11 protein-coding genes and 5 tRNA genes are annotated in these 13,472 nt (G+C 70.0%); 11 read left to right on the top strand and 5 right to left on the bottom strand.

Going from position 1 to position 13,472, the window contains the following annotated elements; translation table 11 throughout:
- Positions 1-321: 321 nt before the first annotated feature.
- From ACH4G3_RS39280 to ACH4G3_RS39265, 4 genes are all read right to left on the bottom strand, one after another.
- Positions 322-897, bottom strand: a complete 576-nt coding sequence (locus ACH4G3_RS39280; protein WP_020271455.1) for a GTP-binding protein — start codon at positions 895-897, stop codon at positions 322-324.
- Complete coding sequence (locus ACH4G3_RS39275; RefSeq protein ID WP_053668780.1) at positions 878-1,273, bottom strand: DUF742 domain-containing protein; 396 nt, start codon at positions 1,271-1,273, stop codon at positions 878-880. The genes ACH4G3_RS39280 and ACH4G3_RS39275 overlap by 20 nt, the downstream gene beginning before the upstream one ends.
- Before the next feature lie 111 nt (positions 1,274-1,384).
- Entirely contained in the window at positions 1,385-1,798 is a 414-nt protein-coding gene (locus tag ACH4G3_RS39270; RefSeq protein WP_020271453.1) for a roadblock/LC7 domain-containing protein, read from the bottom strand.
- A 9-nt stretch (positions 1,799-1,807) separates the two neighbouring features.
- Positions 1,808-5,656, bottom strand: a complete 3,849-nt coding sequence (locus tag ACH4G3_RS39265) for a sensor histidine kinase (RefSeq protein ID WP_397628950.1) — start codon at positions 5,654-5,656, stop codon at positions 1,808-1,810.
- A gap of 600 nt (positions 5,657-6,256) precedes the next feature.
- Here ACH4G3_RS39265 and ACH4G3_RS39260 point away from each other — a divergent pair.
- The 9 genes from ACH4G3_RS39260 to ACH4G3_RS39220 all read left to right on the top strand — a co-directional run bounded on the left by ACH4G3_RS39260 (position 6,257) and on the right by ACH4G3_RS39220 (position 10,314).
- Positions 6,257-6,448, top strand: a complete 192-nt coding sequence (locus tag ACH4G3_RS39260) for a hypothetical protein (RefSeq protein WP_020270047.1) — start codon at positions 6,257-6,259, stop codon at positions 6,446-6,448.
- Positions 6,449-6,621: 173 nt separating this feature from the next.
- Positions 6,622-7,398, top strand: a complete 777-nt coding sequence (locus ACH4G3_RS39255; RefSeq protein WP_397628949.1) for a fumarylacetoacetate hydrolase family protein — start codon at positions 6,622-6,624, stop codon at positions 7,396-7,398.
- The gene (gene gltX, locus ACH4G3_RS39250) at positions 7,391-8,875 is read left to right on the top strand and encodes a glutamate--tRNA ligase (RefSeq protein WP_397628948.1); all 1,485 of its coding nucleotides are present in this window, start codon (positions 7,391-7,393) and stop codon (positions 8,873-8,875) included. Before ACH4G3_RS39255 ends, gltX begins: the two co-directional genes overlap by 8 nt.
- Positions 8,876-8,999: 124 nt before the next feature.
- Positions 9,000-9,731: an HAD family hydrolase gene (locus tag ACH4G3_RS39245; protein WP_397628947.1), complete on the top strand. Its 732-nt coding sequence runs from the start codon at positions 9,000-9,002 to the stop codon at positions 9,729-9,731.
- A 91-nt stretch (positions 9,732-9,822) separates the two neighbouring features.
- Positions 9,823-9,894, top strand: a tRNA-Gln gene (locus ACH4G3_RS39240).
- 41 nt (positions 9,895-9,935) lie between these two features.
- A tRNA-Glu gene (locus ACH4G3_RS39235) sits at positions 9,936-10,008 on the top strand.
- A gap of 40 nt (positions 10,009-10,048) precedes the next feature.
- Positions 10,049-10,121: transfer RNA gene (locus ACH4G3_RS39230), tRNA-Glu, on the top strand.
- 20 nt (positions 10,122-10,141) lie between these two features.
- Positions 10,142-10,213 (top strand) — tRNA-Gln (locus tag ACH4G3_RS39225).
- A 28-nt stretch (positions 10,214-10,241) separates the two neighbouring features.
- Positions 10,242-10,314: transfer RNA gene (locus ACH4G3_RS39220), tRNA-Glu, on the top strand.
- A 177-nt stretch (positions 10,315-10,491) separates the two neighbouring features.
- Here ACH4G3_RS39220 and ndgR read toward each other — a convergent pair.
- The gene (gene ndgR, locus ACH4G3_RS39215; protein ID WP_010044585.1) at positions 10,492-11,208 is read right to left on the bottom strand and encodes an IclR family transcriptional regulator NdgR; all 717 of its coding nucleotides are present in this window, start codon (positions 11,206-11,208) and stop codon (positions 10,492-10,494) included.
- 197 nt (positions 11,209-11,405) lie between these two features.
- On the opposite strand from ndgR, the gene leuC reads away from it, so the two are divergent.
- Positions 11,406-12,836: a 3-isopropylmalate dehydratase large subunit gene (gene leuC, locus ACH4G3_RS39210; protein WP_397628946.1), complete on the top strand. Its 1,431-nt coding sequence runs from the start codon at positions 11,406-11,408 to the stop codon at positions 12,834-12,836.
- Positions 12,837-12,841: 5 nt separating this feature from the next.
- Complete coding sequence (gene leuD / locus ACH4G3_RS39205) at positions 12,842-13,435, top strand: 3-isopropylmalate dehydratase small subunit (protein WP_354745470.1); 594 nt, start codon at positions 12,842-12,844, stop codon at positions 13,433-13,435.
- Positions 13,436-13,472: the final 37 nt, after the last annotated feature.

Raw genomic sequence — 13,472 nt, 5'->3', positions numbered from 1 at the left:
CCGGTACGCCATCGACTGACGTGTACGCCATTGACTATTGGGCAGTTCAGGCATTCCAGCACGACGACCTGCGCTCTTCCAAACAGTCCGGGGTGGGGATTCCGAGGGATGTAAGCCCCAGATAAAACGGTCATAAAGAACGAGCCCCGCCAAAAGGCGGGGCGATTGTGCGCGCAGCGAGACCGGATGTGCGCGACGCGTGGCCGTACCACCAGATTCCTCTGCCGAAACGTTATGAACACCTTGGCCGACCGTGTCAAAGGACACAGTCGGCTCCGGTACATCTACGACAACTGCCGTATGGCGCTTCTGAATTGCGTGCTACCTCAGCCGTGCCATCAGAGCGTGCTCGACCAGCGTGATCAGTGCACTCTTCGCGTCGGCCCGGTGCCGGGCGTCCGTCGTGATGATGGGGGTGTCGGGGCCGATCTGGAGGGCTTCCCGCACTTCATCGGGGGTGTAGGGCTGCTGGCCGTCGAAGCCGTTGAGGGCGATGACGAAGGGCAGGCCGCTGTTCTCGAAGTAGTCGACGGCCGGGAAGCAGTCGGCGAGGCGCCGGGTGTCCACGAGCACCACCGCGCCGATGGCGCCGCGCACCAGGTCGTCCCACATGAACCAGAAGCGGTCCTGGCCCGGTGTACCGAAGAGGTACAGGATCAGGTCCTGGTCCAGGGTGATACGGCCGAAGTCCATGGCCACCGTGGTGGTGGTCTTGTCCCCGGTGTGGGTGAGGTCGTCGATCCCCGCGCTGGCGGAGGTCATCACGGCCTCGGTGCGCAGCGGGTTGATCTCCGAGACGGCCCCGACGAACGTGGTCTTGCCCACGCCGAAGCCACCCGCCACCACGATCTTCGCGGAGGTGGTCGAACGACCCGCGTCAGAGCTTGCGAAGTCCACTGAGCACCCTTTCGAGCAGTGTCACGTCCGGCGCGCCGGTGGCGTCGTCGCCGCCCGGCTGGTGGATCGCGACGAGACCGGCCTCGGCGAGGTCCGCGACCAGGATCCGGGCCACACCGAGCGGCATGTTGAGCAGCGCCGAGACCTCGGCGACCGACTTCACCTCTCGGCACAGGTGGCAGATGCGCTGGTGCTCAGGGAGCAGTCCCATGAGCGCCGCGGGATCGGCGGTCGTACTGATCAGCGCCTCGATGGCCAACTGGTAACGCGGCCGGGTCCGGCCGCCGGTCATGGCATACGGCCGGACCAGCGGCTGGTCGCCCTCGTCCTCGTACGGCTCCGCGTACGGATCATGAGAGGCGGGGGGCGGGGTCATGGGTCCTCCGGGCGGGACAGCAAGTCGGTCAGTCGAGCCGTCTGACGAGGCCTGTGTGGGGTGTGTGGCAGCCGGACGGTGATGTGGTGAGACGGGTGGTGCCGGGGCCTATCAATGGAGCAGACTGCCTTGGAGCTCGGCTCGCAGGTCAGGGGTGAGGACCGCGCCCGCGCGGTCGACCAGGAGCGCCATCTCGTAGCCGACGAGGCCGATGTCGCATTCGGGGTGAGCGAGGACGGCCAGGGACGAGCCGTCCGAGACGGACATGAGGAAGACGAATCCCCGCTCCATCTCCACGACCGTCTGTGCCACGTCGCCGCCCTCGAAGATCCGGGAGGCGCCTGCCGTCAGGGACGTCAGGCCGGAGGCGACGGCCGCGAGCTGGTCCGCGCGGTCGCGCGGGAAGCCCTCGGACATCGCCAGGAGGAGACCGTCGGCGGACACGACGACGGTGTGGGACACCCCTGGGGTGTTGTCCACGAAGTTGGTGATCAACCAGTTGAGATTCTGTGCCGCCTGGCTCATCGGACTCAACTAACGCTCCTGCTGGTGAGAGGGCCGAGGGAAGCTGCCGGTCTGGGTGGACCCGGCCTGACGACCCTGTGCAATACCGCGGCGGAGATTGGTCAGCCGACCGCGTACGTCATCGGGGGCACGCGAGATCTGCGGACCGCTCTGCTGGGGCTGCTGCTGTGCCGTGCCCGGAACGAGGTTCGCCCGGGGCACCCGGCGCGGCAGGCCGGAGGTGGTGACACCGCCGGCGGCGGGCTGGCGGACGCGCTCGGCCTGGCGGACGAGGTCGTCGTTCGGCGAGCTGCGCCAGCCGGAGGAGGCGGACCGCTGGGGACCACCGTTCTCCTGCGGCTGCTGCGGGGCCGGAGCCGAGCCGTTGTTCTGCGCCGGCTGCTGCTCCTGCTGGCCGTGGAACCAGTTGGTCTCGAGCGTGTCGTACAGCGGCGTACGCCCGTCGCCCGGACCGGTCGCCGGCGGCAGCGCCTCGGGCTCCTGCCGCGCGGGCCGGGCCTGCGGGGCGGGCGGACGCGGGGCGCCGAAGTCGGCCCCGCCCCCGGTGCCGTTGACCTGAGGCCGCTCGAACCGGCCCGTGCCCGCGGGGTCGGCCGGGGTGGCCGGACCGGGGAGGGTGGGCCGGCCGGAGCCGTTGTCCTGGCGGGGCGCCGGGTACTGACCCGTCGAGCCGTTGTCGTAGGACTGCGGCGCGGGGTACTGGCCGGTCGAGCCGTTGTCCTGGCGGGGCGCCGGGTACTGGCCGGTCGAGCCGCTGTCGTACTGGCCGCCCTGGCCGTTGTCGTAGGACTGCGGAGCCGGGTACTGGCCCGTCGTGGACGACGGGTCGCGGCGGCCGCCCGGGGCGCCGAAGACGTCCGGGCGGACGAACTGGCCCGAGTCCTGCGAGCTGTCAGCGCCGGGAAGGCCGAACCGGTCCGAGTGCTGGGGGCCACGCGTACCGAAGTCGGCCGGAGAGCCGGGGCCCTGCCGGTCGTCGCGCGGGACGGCGGGGATCTCCGCCGTCGAGCCCGGGCCCTGCCGGTCGTCGAACCGCGGCATCTGAGAGGTCCGGGAGACATCCGGCTCCTCGTGCCCGCGGGGGGTGTCCAGCGAGGCACGCGGCACCGGCGGCTGGGCGTTCTCGTCGCTCCAGCTCGGCACGCGGGGCTGCGAGTCGCCGCCGCCGGGAAGCTCGGCCCGGGGACCGCCGCGCGGCGGCAGCTGGGGCCGTCGGCCCTGGCCCTGCTCGGAGTTGCCCGGGCGCTGCGAACCCCGGCCACTGCCGTAGCCGTCCTGGCCCTGCGGCCCGTTCGTACCCGCGGCCTGGAGACCCTGCGGGGCACCGGGCGCCTGCCCGTAACCGGCACCGGCGGGAGCCGGACGGCCCTGCGGGGGCGCCGGGGGACCACTCTGCTCGAACAGCGACGGGGCCTTGTCGGGACCCTGCGGCCCACGCCCGCCACCCGGACGGCCACCGTCCGCGTCCCGCCCGGGCAGCGCGGCGCGCGGACCCTGGCCGGCACCGAGCCGGCCACCGCCGGACGACGCACCGCCGCCGAAGCCACCGCCACCGGACCCGCCGGCCCCGAGGGCGCCTCCGCCCGCCTGGCCGGCACCGGCGGCACGCCGGGCCGCGGCCGCACCGGCGGCGGCCTGCGCGGCGGCCGGACCGCCACCGCCGACGGGCGGCTGGCCGGGCTGCTTGGGCTGGGGCTTCTTGCCGCCCTGGGCGACATCGACGGGCAGCATGACCAGCGCGGTCGTACCACCGGAGTCGGACGGGCGCAGCTGGATGCGGATGCCGTGCCGTTGCGACAGCCGACCGACCACGAACAGACCCATGCGGCGGGAGACGGAGACGTCCACCGTCGGGGGAGAGGCGAGCCGCTCGTTGATCGCGGCGAGGTCCTCCGGCGACAGCCCGATACCGGTGTCGTGGATCTCGATCAGCACCCGGCCGTCTGGCAGGGCGTGACCGGTGACCTTGACCTTGGTCTGCGGCGAGGAGAACGAGGTCGCGTTCTCCAGCAGCTCGGCGAGCAGGTGCACGAGGTCGTTGACGACCCGGCCGGCCACCTCGGTGGTCGGCACGGCGGCCAGCTCGATGCGCTCGTACTGCTCCACCTCGGACGCGGCGGCGCGGAGCACGTCGACCAGCGGGACCGGACGGGTCCAGCGGCGGCCGGGCTCTTCACCGGCGAGAACGAGGAGGTTCTCACCGTTACGGCGCATGCGGGTGGCGAGGTGGTCGAGCTTGAACAGCGAGGACAGCTGGTCCGGGTCGGCCTCGCGGGACTCCAGCTCGGAGATCAGCGACAGCTGGCGCTGGATCAGACCCTGGGAGCGGCGCGAGAGGTTGGTGAACATCGCGTTGACGTTGCCCCGCAGCAGGGCCTGCTCGGCGGCGAGGCGGACCGCCTCGCGGTGCACGTCGTCGAAGGCCGCGGCCACCCGGCCGATCTCGTCCCGGGAGTGCACACCGACCGACTCCACGGACGTGTCGACGTCCTGCGGGTCGGACTCGGACAGCTGCTTGACCAGCTCGGGCAGACGGTCGGAGGCGACCTTGGTCGCGGTCTCCTCCAGGCGGCGCAGCGAGCGGATCATGGAGCGGGCCACGACGAAGGCGCCGACCAGCGACACACCGAGCACGATGAGGATCAGCGCACCGGAGATGATCGCGTCGCGCTCGGTGGCGCTGCGCAGCTCCCGGGCCTTCTGTTCCATCTCCTCGAGCAGCGTGTGCTCGATGTTCTTCATCTGCTGGATCTTGGTGGAGCTGTCGTCCAGCCAGTCGCGGTAGGACCGCTTGTCCTGCTGCGCGAGTCCGCTCGCGGAGACCAGGGCACGACCCGCGTAGGTGTCGGTGGCCTTGATCGTGGAGTTGCCGCCGTCCTCGATGGGCTTGAGCAGCTCGGCGGCGGAGTCCTCGCCATAGATGCTCTTGAAGCTGCGGATCTCGGAGTTCTGGCTCTCCAGGGCCGACTCGGCGTAGAGCCGGTCGTTCGGCGAGAGCTTGCCGGTCGTGGTGTTGCTCGCGGGCAGCGCCGCCGCGAGGGCCGCGCGCTGGATCGAGGAGTACTCCTTGGCGGAGGAGAACGCCGCCAGGGCGCGGGTGCGCTGGATCATGTCCGGGTTGCTGGTCGCCTCGGCCATGTCCTGGGAGAGGTCGATCAGGTTCTCGATCAGACGGTGGTACGCCTCGATCGTCTGCGTGGAGTTGCCCTCGGAGGCGTAGGCGCCCTTGCGGATCTGCTCCAGGTCGCCGAGCTCGCCGGCGAGCTGGACGAGGTACTCGCGGACGCCCTTGAGGTTGCCGTCCTTGCTGGCGCCGTCGATCTCCTCGGAGCTGTCGAGGAAGTTCTTCATCGCCCGGTCGGTCTTCTCGCGAAGACCCTTGACCGTGAAGTCGGTCGCCTTGCCGCCGTGCGCGAGCGGGCCGGCCGACTGGTCGCGCTCCTCCTGGAGCGCGGCGGACAGCTCGGTGGCCTGCTTGGTCATGTCCGTCAGCAGCTTCATGTTGTCGAGCTGCTGGATGTCGTCCATGGACTGGTTGATACGCAGCGCGCCCAGCGAGGTGGCCGCGACCACCGGGAGCGCGAGCAGCGACACCAGACGGGTGGAGATGCGCCAGTTGCGCAGGGCTATTCGCGAACCGGGGCCTGCCGGACCCGTCGGCGGCTTCAGCGCCGGAGCCGGGCTCGCGGGCCCCGTGGGGGCCGACGCGCCGGGGCGCCCGGGGCGCTCCCCTCCGTCACCGGCCGGGCCCTGGTTCTGGGCGTGCTGGGGCGAGGGGCTGCCCTTTATGGGGCCAGTCCCGCCGTGCGGCTCCGGCTCCGCCGAAGCGCTGCCATCCCTCTTGAAACGTCCCTGCACTAGCGTCGCAACCTCTGGACCAGGCGCCCCATCGCGTGAACGGCGGGACACGGTGTCGGCGTTCTGGGGACGCCCTGAGTACGCCCCCGTGGTGGTCGAGTGACCGGCGCTGGCTCCCCCTTCTGGCCGCCACTCGGCGCGTCTGTGCGCCCCCTGTGCGCCGGCTCGATCCTGCGGCGGTCCGTGGCATTCCAGCACAGCACAGGATCTCCAACAAGGCTCGTAGGCCAGGCCGTGACATAGGTGACACCACGTGAGTGCCGAATCACCAGACGTAGAAAGTGAGTTCACCCATTTCGGGCGTATGCCCGCGAGTCGCCGTGCCGCGACGGGTGTCCCAGTCGCCATGATCAGCAGCGGAATGAGCGCTTCAGTGGGTCAATGTCCGTTTCGTTGGGGTGAAACACAAGCCCGAATTGACTGATTTGCCCCCTGAGTCGTGAGAAAACTCACATGCTGATCATGGTCTCCCCGCGATCGCGCCGGGAATCCCATGTTTAGCCTGACGCTTTACAGAGATGGCAAAACCGACAACCCGCGCCTGCGCGAGGGTCCTCCGCACTCTCCCGGCGCCCGTCACAGAACAGGGTCAAGTAAACAGTGAAGACGACGACGATGTTCCACAAGATCGCCAACCCGCGACGCACGACGCTGGCGCACCTGGACGACGCCGACGAACTGCAGACGCCGGAACAGCCGGAGCACCGCGTCGAACTCCCCACCCAGACTGCCAACCCCAAGCGCACCATCCTCACCGAGGTCCCCGTCGCGGCCGCCGCTGCCGCGGAGTGACACCGGGTAGTACGCGCACCGGCCGCCGGATGCTCACGGTGGCGGGACAAGAACATCGAGGGGCGCCCCCGGCGACGGCGGCGCCCCTTCGTAATGCGCGCGGCGCGGACCCTTCCCCGCGTTAGCCTGGAGCGTCAGACTCCAGCCGCTTCAGTCAAGGGGCCAAGCATCCCGTGCGCATCGCCAGATTCTCCATCGACGGGAACGTCGCCTTCGGCGCCATCGAGGGCGAGAAGCAGGACGAGCTCGTCCTGGACATCATCAAGGGCATCCCGTTCGCGGACTTCGAGCTCTCCGGCACGAAGGTGCCGGTCGGCAAGGTCAGGCTGCTGCCGCCGGTGCTCCCCAACAAGGTCGTGGCCTTCGGCCGCAACTACGCCGAGCACGCGAAGGAACTGGGCAACGAGGTCCCGCAGGCCCCCTTCGCCTTCTTCAAGCCGTCGACCTCGGTGATCGGCCCCGGCGACGAGATCCAGTACCCCTCCTTCTCCGCGGAGGTGCACCACGAGGCCGAGCTGGCCGTGGTGATCGGCCGGATGTGCCGCGAGGTCCCGCGCGAGCGCGTCAAGGACGTGATCTTCGGCTACACCTGCGCCAACGACATCACCGCCCGCGACGTCCAGAAGCGCGAGAAGCAGTGGGCCCGGGCCAAGGGCTTCGACACCTCCTGCCCGCTCGGCCCCTGGGTGGAGACGGACCTGGACGCGAGCGACCTCACCATCCAGCTCACGGTCAACGGCCAGCAGCGCCAGCTGGGCCGCACCAGCGAGATGATCCACTCCATCGAGGACCTGATCGTCAACATCTCCGAGGCCATGACGCTGCTCCCCGGCGACGTGATCCTCACGGGCACCCCGGCTGGGGTCGGCCCCCTGAACGTCGGCGACGAGGTCGCCGTCACCATCGAAGGCATCGGCACTCTCACCAACAAGGTTGTCAAGCGTGGCTAGCGCACCCGGCACTCCAGTACGCGTCCGTTTCTGCCCCTCGCCCACCGGTAACCCCCACGTGGGCCTGGTGCGCACCGCCCTGTTCAACTGGGCGTTCGCCAAGCACCACCAGGGCACCCTGGTCTTCCGCATCGAGGACACCGACGCGGCCCGCGACTCCGAGGAGTCGTACACCCAGCTGCTCGACTCGATGCGCTGGCTGGGCTTCGACTGGGACGAGGGCCCGGAGGTCGGCGGCCCGCACGCGCCGTACCGCCAGTCGCAGCGCATGGACCTGTACAAGGACGTCGCGGCCAAGCTCCTGGACGCCGGCCACGCCTACCGCTGCTACTGCTCCCAGGAGGAGCTGGACACCCGCCGCGAGGCCGCCCGCGCCGCCGGCAAGCCCTCCGGCTACGACGGCCACTGCCGTGAGCTGACCGCCGCCCAGGTCGAGGAGTACCAGGCCCAGGGCCGCGAGCCGATCGTCCGCTTCCGGATGCCCGACGAGACGATCACCTTCACGGACCTGGTCCGCGGCGAGCTGACCTTCACCCCGGAGAACGTCCCTGACTACGGCATCGTGCGCGCCAACGGCGCCCCGCTCTACACGCTGGTCAACCCGGTCGACGACGCCCTGATGGAGATCACCCACGTCCTGCGCGGCGAGGACCTGCTCTCCTCCACCCCGCGCCAGATCGCCCTGTACAAGGCGCTGATCGAGCTGGGCATCGCCAAGCAGATCCCTGCCTTCGGCCACCTGCCGTACGTCATGGGCGAGGGCAACAAGAAGCTCTCCAAGCGCGACCCGCAGTCCTCGCTCAACCTCTACCGCGAGCGCGGCTTCCTCCCCGAGGGCCTGCTCAACTACCTCTCGCTGCTCGGCTGGTCCCTCTCGGCCGACCAGGACGTCTTCACGATCGACGAGATGACCGCGGCGTTCGAGATCTCCGACGTGAACCCCAACCCGGCCCGCTTCGACCTGAAGAAGTGCGAGGCCATCAACGGCGACCACATCCGCATGCTGGACGTGAAGGACTTCACCGAGCGCTGCCGCCCGTGGCTCCAGGCGCCGTTCGCCCCCTGGGCCCCGGAGGCCTTCGACGAGGCCAAGTGGCAGGCCATCGCCCCGCACGCCCAGACCCGCCTCAAGGTGCTCTCCGAGATCACCGACAACGTCGACTTCCTCTTCCTGCCGGAGCCGGTGGAGGACGAGGCCTCCTGGAACAAGGCCATGAAGGAGGGCTCGGACGCCCTGCTGCGCACGGCCCGCGAGAAGCTGGAAGCGGCCGACTGGACCTCCGCCGAGTCGCTGAAGGAGGCCGTCCTGGCCGCCGGCGAGGCCCACGGCCTCAAGCTCGGCAAGGCCCAGGCCCCGGTCCGCGTCGCCGTCACCGGCCGCACGGTCGGCCTGCCGCTGTTCGAGTCGCTGGAGGTCCTGGGCAAGGAGAAGACCCTGGCCCGCATCGACGCGGCGCTGGCGAAGCTGGCCGCGTAACGCGCGACACCGAAACGGTGAGGGCGGCGTCCGGTTCGGGCGCCGCCCTCACCGTCCACGCGGGGGACGAGGGCCCGCAGCCGGCCCCGGGCTGAGAGCACCCGGCACTGGGTACGGTCCGACCATGAGCATCCACGCCGTGGTCTGGGACGTCGACGACACCCTCTTCGACTACACCACCGCCGACCGCCTCGGCATGCGCGCCCACCTCACGGCCGAGAGCCTGCTCGGCGACTACGAAACCGTCGAGCAGGCCATCGCCCGCTGGCGGGAGATCACGGACCTGCAATGGGCGCGCTTCGCGGCCGGCGAGGCCACCTTCGAGGAACAGCGGCGCGACCGCGTACGGGTGTTCCTCGGCCAGGACCTCACCGATGCCGAGGCCGACGCGTGGTTCAAGCGGTACCGCGCCCGCTACGAGGCGGCCTGGGCCCTCTTCCCGGACGTCCTGCCCGTCCTCGACGCTCTCGCCGCCAGCCACCGGCACGCCGTGCTGTCCAACTCCAGCATCCACGTCCAGGACCGCAAGCTGCGCGTCCTCGGCGTCCACGACCGCTTCGAGAGCATCCTGTGCGCGGCCGAGCTCGGCGTCTCCAAGCCCGAGGCCGGGGCGTTCCTCGCGGCCTGCGAGGCCCTCGCCCTGCCGCCGCACCAGGTCGCCTACGTCGGCGACCACCCGGAGATCGACGGACGGGGTGCCGCCGACGCCGGGCTGCTGTCGGTGTGGATCGACCGCGGGGGTGCGTACGCCACGATCGAGCCGCCCGTCGGGCCGCACCGCATCGCCTCCCTCGCCGAACTTCCCTCTGTGCTCGGCACGGATAGTCGTTTTGGAGCCCCGTCCACCTTCAGGTAATGTTCTTCCTGCGCCGCGGGGAGCGGGCCGGAAGGCAGGAACCCCAGGCGCACAGCTAGAACAAAATCCCCCCGAGGGGCTTGCGTTCCAGTGGCCTATGGTGTAATTGGCAGCACGACTGATTCTGGTTCAGTTAGTCTTGGTTCGAGTCCAGGTAGGCCAGCTCGCAGAGCTTATCTGCGCCCGCGGATTCCGCATCCGCAAGCCCCCGTTGTGTAGCGGCCTAGCACGCTGCCCTCTCAAGGCAGTAGCGCCGGTTCGAATCCGGTCGGGGGTACTGGTTCCGGAAGATCGATGATCATCCCGGGATCGCTAGGGCCCCCGTTGTGTAGCGGCCTAGCACGCCGCCCTCTCAAGGCGGTAGCGCCGGTTCGAATCCGGTCGGGGGTACTGACTGGTCTAAACCACATTGGTCTATGGTGTAATTGGCAGCACGACTGATTCTGGTTCAGTTAGTCTTGGTTCGAGTCCAGGTAGACCAGCTCGGACCTGCGGAAACGCAGGATCCACGCCCCCGTTGTGTAGCGGCCTAGCACGCCGCCCTCTCAAGGCGGTAGCGCCGGTTCGAATCCGGTCGGGGGTACACACAACGAAGGCCCCTCACCTCGGTGAGGGGCCTTCTGTGTACGCCCCTGAAGGGGCGCGGGGAACTGCGCGATCAACCACTGACGGTCGGCACCCGACACGAAACCGCAAGCTGTCATGGCGCCTGGTCGGGGAAAGCCTGCCGCGGCGTTGAGGCCGACTCTCCCCGTAACGATCAGCCAGTACGTCGCAACGCCTCGGAGAGGCGCCCTGCCGCATCGATCACAGCCTGCGCGTGCATCCGGCCCGGGTGCCGCGTCAGCCGCTCGATAGGCCCGGACACCGACACCGCGGCGACCACACGGTTGGAAGGGCCCCGCACCGGCGCGGAGACGGACGCCACCCCCGGCTCGCGTTCACCGATCGACTGGGCCCAGCCCCGCCGCCGTACGCCCGACAGGGCCGTCGCCGTGAAGCGCGCGCCCTGGAGGCCGCGGTGCAGCCGCTCCGGCTCCTCCCAGGCCAGCAGGATCTGCGCCGACGAGCCGGCCTTCATCGTGAGCGTCGAACCGACGGGGACGGTGTCCCGCAGTCCGGACAGCCGCTCCGCCGCCGCCACACAGATGCGCATGTCGCCCTGGCGGCGGTAGAGCTGCGCGCTCTCGCCCGTGACGTCACGGAGGTGGGTGAGCACCGGGCCCGCGGTGGCGAGGAGACGGTCCTCACCCGCGGCCGCGGCCAGTTCTGCCAGGCGAGGGCCGAGAATGAAACGGCCCTGCATGTCGCGCGCCACCATGCGGTGGTGTTCCAGCGCCACGGCCAGGCGGTGGGCCGTGGGTCGTGCCAGTCCGGTGGCGCCGACCAGGCCCGCGAGGGTGGCCGGACCGGACTCCAGAGCGCTCAGGACGAGGGCCGCCTTGTCCAGAACGCCGACGCCGCTACTGTTGTCCATGAAACGATACTCGCGTCTCACTCTGTGAAACGCAAGTTCAAATTCTCGTGGAACCCGCCACTCTGGAAGACACGAAGTCACAGCGGCCCGTGACGTACGGGCCTGGCGGCGGTTGCCCGGAAACGCAGGGGCGCGGGCCCGCCTCCTCAAGATCTCTAGTTGGGCCGGCGGATCGTCGTCGGCCGGAGGGAACAGCGATGGGTAGGACACTCGCGGAGAAAGTCTGGGACGACCATGTCGTCCGGCGCGCGGAGGGCGAGCCCGACCTTCTCTTCATCGATCTGCACCTGCTGCACGAGGTGACCAGCCCGCAGGCCTTCGACGGGCTGCGCAAGAGCGGCCGCAAGGTCCGGCGCCTCGACCTCACCATCGCGACCGAGGACCACAACACCCCCACCCTCGACATCGACAAGCCGATCGCGGACCCGGTCTCCCGGATCCAGCTGGAGACGCTGCGCAAGAACGCCGCCGACTTCGGCGTCCGGCTGCACCCGCTGGGCGACGTCGAGCAGGGCGTCGTGCACGTCGTCGGCCCGCAGCTGGGCCTGACCCAGCCGGGCACCACCGTCGTCTGCGGTGACTCCCACACCTCCACGCACGGCGCCTTCGGCGCGCTGGCGTTCGGCATCGGCACCTCCCAGGTGGAGCACGTGCTGGCCACCCAGACGCTGCCGATGTCCCGCCCGAAGACCATGGCGATCACGGTCAACGGCGAACTGCCCGAGGGCGTCACCGCCAAGGACCTGATCCTGGCGATCATCGCCCGGATCGGCACCGGCGGCGGCCAGGGCTACGTCCTGGAGTACCGCGGCGAGGCCATCGAGAAGCTCTCGATGGAAGCGCGCATGACCATCTGCAACATGTCGATCGAGGCCGGCGCCCGCGCGGGCATGATCGCCCCGGACGAGACCACCTTCGCGTACCTCGAGGGCCGCCCGCACGCCCCCGAGGGCGCGGACTGGGACGCCGCCGTCGAGTACTGGAAGACGCTGAGGACGGACGAGGACGCCGAGTTCGACGCCGAGGTCGTCATCGAGGCCGCCGAACTGTCGCCGTTCGTCACCTGGGGCACCAACCCCGGCCAGGGCGCACCGCTTTCGGCATCGGTCCCCGACCCTGCTTCGTACGAAGACGCATCGGAGCGCTACGCCGCCGAAAAGGCCCTGGAATACATGGGGTTGGAGGCCGGTCAGCCGCTGCGCTCCATCAAGGTGGACACCGTCTTCGTAGGCTCCTGCACCAACGGCCGCATCGAGGACCTGCGCGCCGCGGCCGAGCTGCTCAAGGGCCGCAAAGTCGCCGACGGCGTACGGATGCTGGTCGTCCCGGGCTCCGCGCGGGTCGGTCTCCAGGCCGTCTCCGAGGGCCTGGACGTCGTCTTCAAGGAGGCCGGCGCCGAGTGGCGGCACGCGGGCTGCTCGATGTGTCTGGGCATGAACCCCGACCAGCTGGCCCCGGGTGAGCGCTCCGCGTCCACCTCCAACCGCAACTTCGAGGGCCGGCAGGGCAAGGGCGGTCGGACGCACCTGGTGTCGCCGCAGGTCGCGGCCGCTACGGCCGTGCTCGGCCACCTGGCCTCCCCGGCCGACCTGTCCGCCGCCGACACCCGTACGCCCGCTGGAGTCTGAGAATCATGGAAGCCTTCACCACCCACACCGGCCGGGCCGTCCCGCTGCGCCGCAGTAACGTCGACACCGACCAGATCATCCCCGCCCACTGGCTCAAGAAGGTCACGCGGGACGGGTTCGAGGACGGGCTGTTCGAGGCCTGGCGCAAGGACGCGTCGTTCGTGCTCAACCAGCCCGAGCGGCAGGGCGCGACCGTCCTGGTCGCCGGCCCCGACTTCGGCACCGGCTCCTCCCGTGAGCACGCCGTCTGGGCCCTGCAGAACTACGGCTTCAAGGCCGTGATCTCCTCCCGCTTCGCCGACATCTTCCGCGGCAACTCGCTCAAGAACGGCCTGCTCACGGTTGTTCTGGAGCAGAAGATCGTGGACGCGCTGTGGGAGCTCACCGAGAAGGACCCGCAGGCCGAGATCACCGTCGACCTGGTCGCCCGCGAGGTCCGCGCCGAGGGCGTCACCGCCTCCTTCGAGCTGGACGAGAACGCCCGCTGGCGGCTGCTGAACGGCCTCGACGACATCTCGATCACCCTCCAGAACGAGGCGGACATCGCCGCGTACGAGGCGAAGCGCCCGTCGTTCAAGCCGCGGACGCTCCCGGTCTGATCCGGAGCACGATCCGCCGCCCCTGAACAAGGCGACT

This window comes from Streptomyces afghaniensis (genome assembly GCF_044327915.1).
In the GTDB taxonomy this organism is placed as follows: Bacteria; Actinomycetota; Actinomycetes; order Streptomycetales; family Streptomycetaceae; genus Streptomyces; species Streptomyces afghaniensis.
This window is presented reverse-complemented; position numbering and strand designations above follow the sequence as displayed.

What these genes read in the sequence shown, in the direction of transcription:
- ACH4G3_RS39245 (WP_397628947.1), top strand. Translation starts at nt 9,000, where the DNA reads ATGAGCATCCACGCCGTGGTCTGGGACGTCGACGACACCCTCTTCGAC.
- leuD (WP_354745470.1), top strand. Translation starts at nt 12,842, where the DNA reads ATGGAAGCCTTCACCACCCACACCGGCCGGGCCGTCCCGCTGCGCCGC.
- ACH4G3_RS39270 (WP_020271453.1), bottom strand. Translation starts at nt 1,798, where the DNA reads ATGAGCCAGGCGGCACAGAATCTCAACTGGTTGATCACCAACTTCGTG.
- ACH4G3_RS39275 (WP_053668780.1), bottom strand. Translation starts at nt 1,273, where the DNA reads ATGACCCCGCCCCCCGCCTCTCATGATCCGTACGCGGAGCCGTACGAG.
- leuC (WP_397628946.1), top strand. Translation starts at nt 11,406, where the DNA reads ATGGGTAGGACACTCGCGGAGAAAGTCTGGGACGACCATGTCGTCCGG.
- ndgR (WP_010044585.1), bottom strand. Translation starts at nt 11,208, where the DNA reads ATGGACAACAGTAGCGGCGTCGGCGTTCTGGACAAGGCGGCCCTCGTC.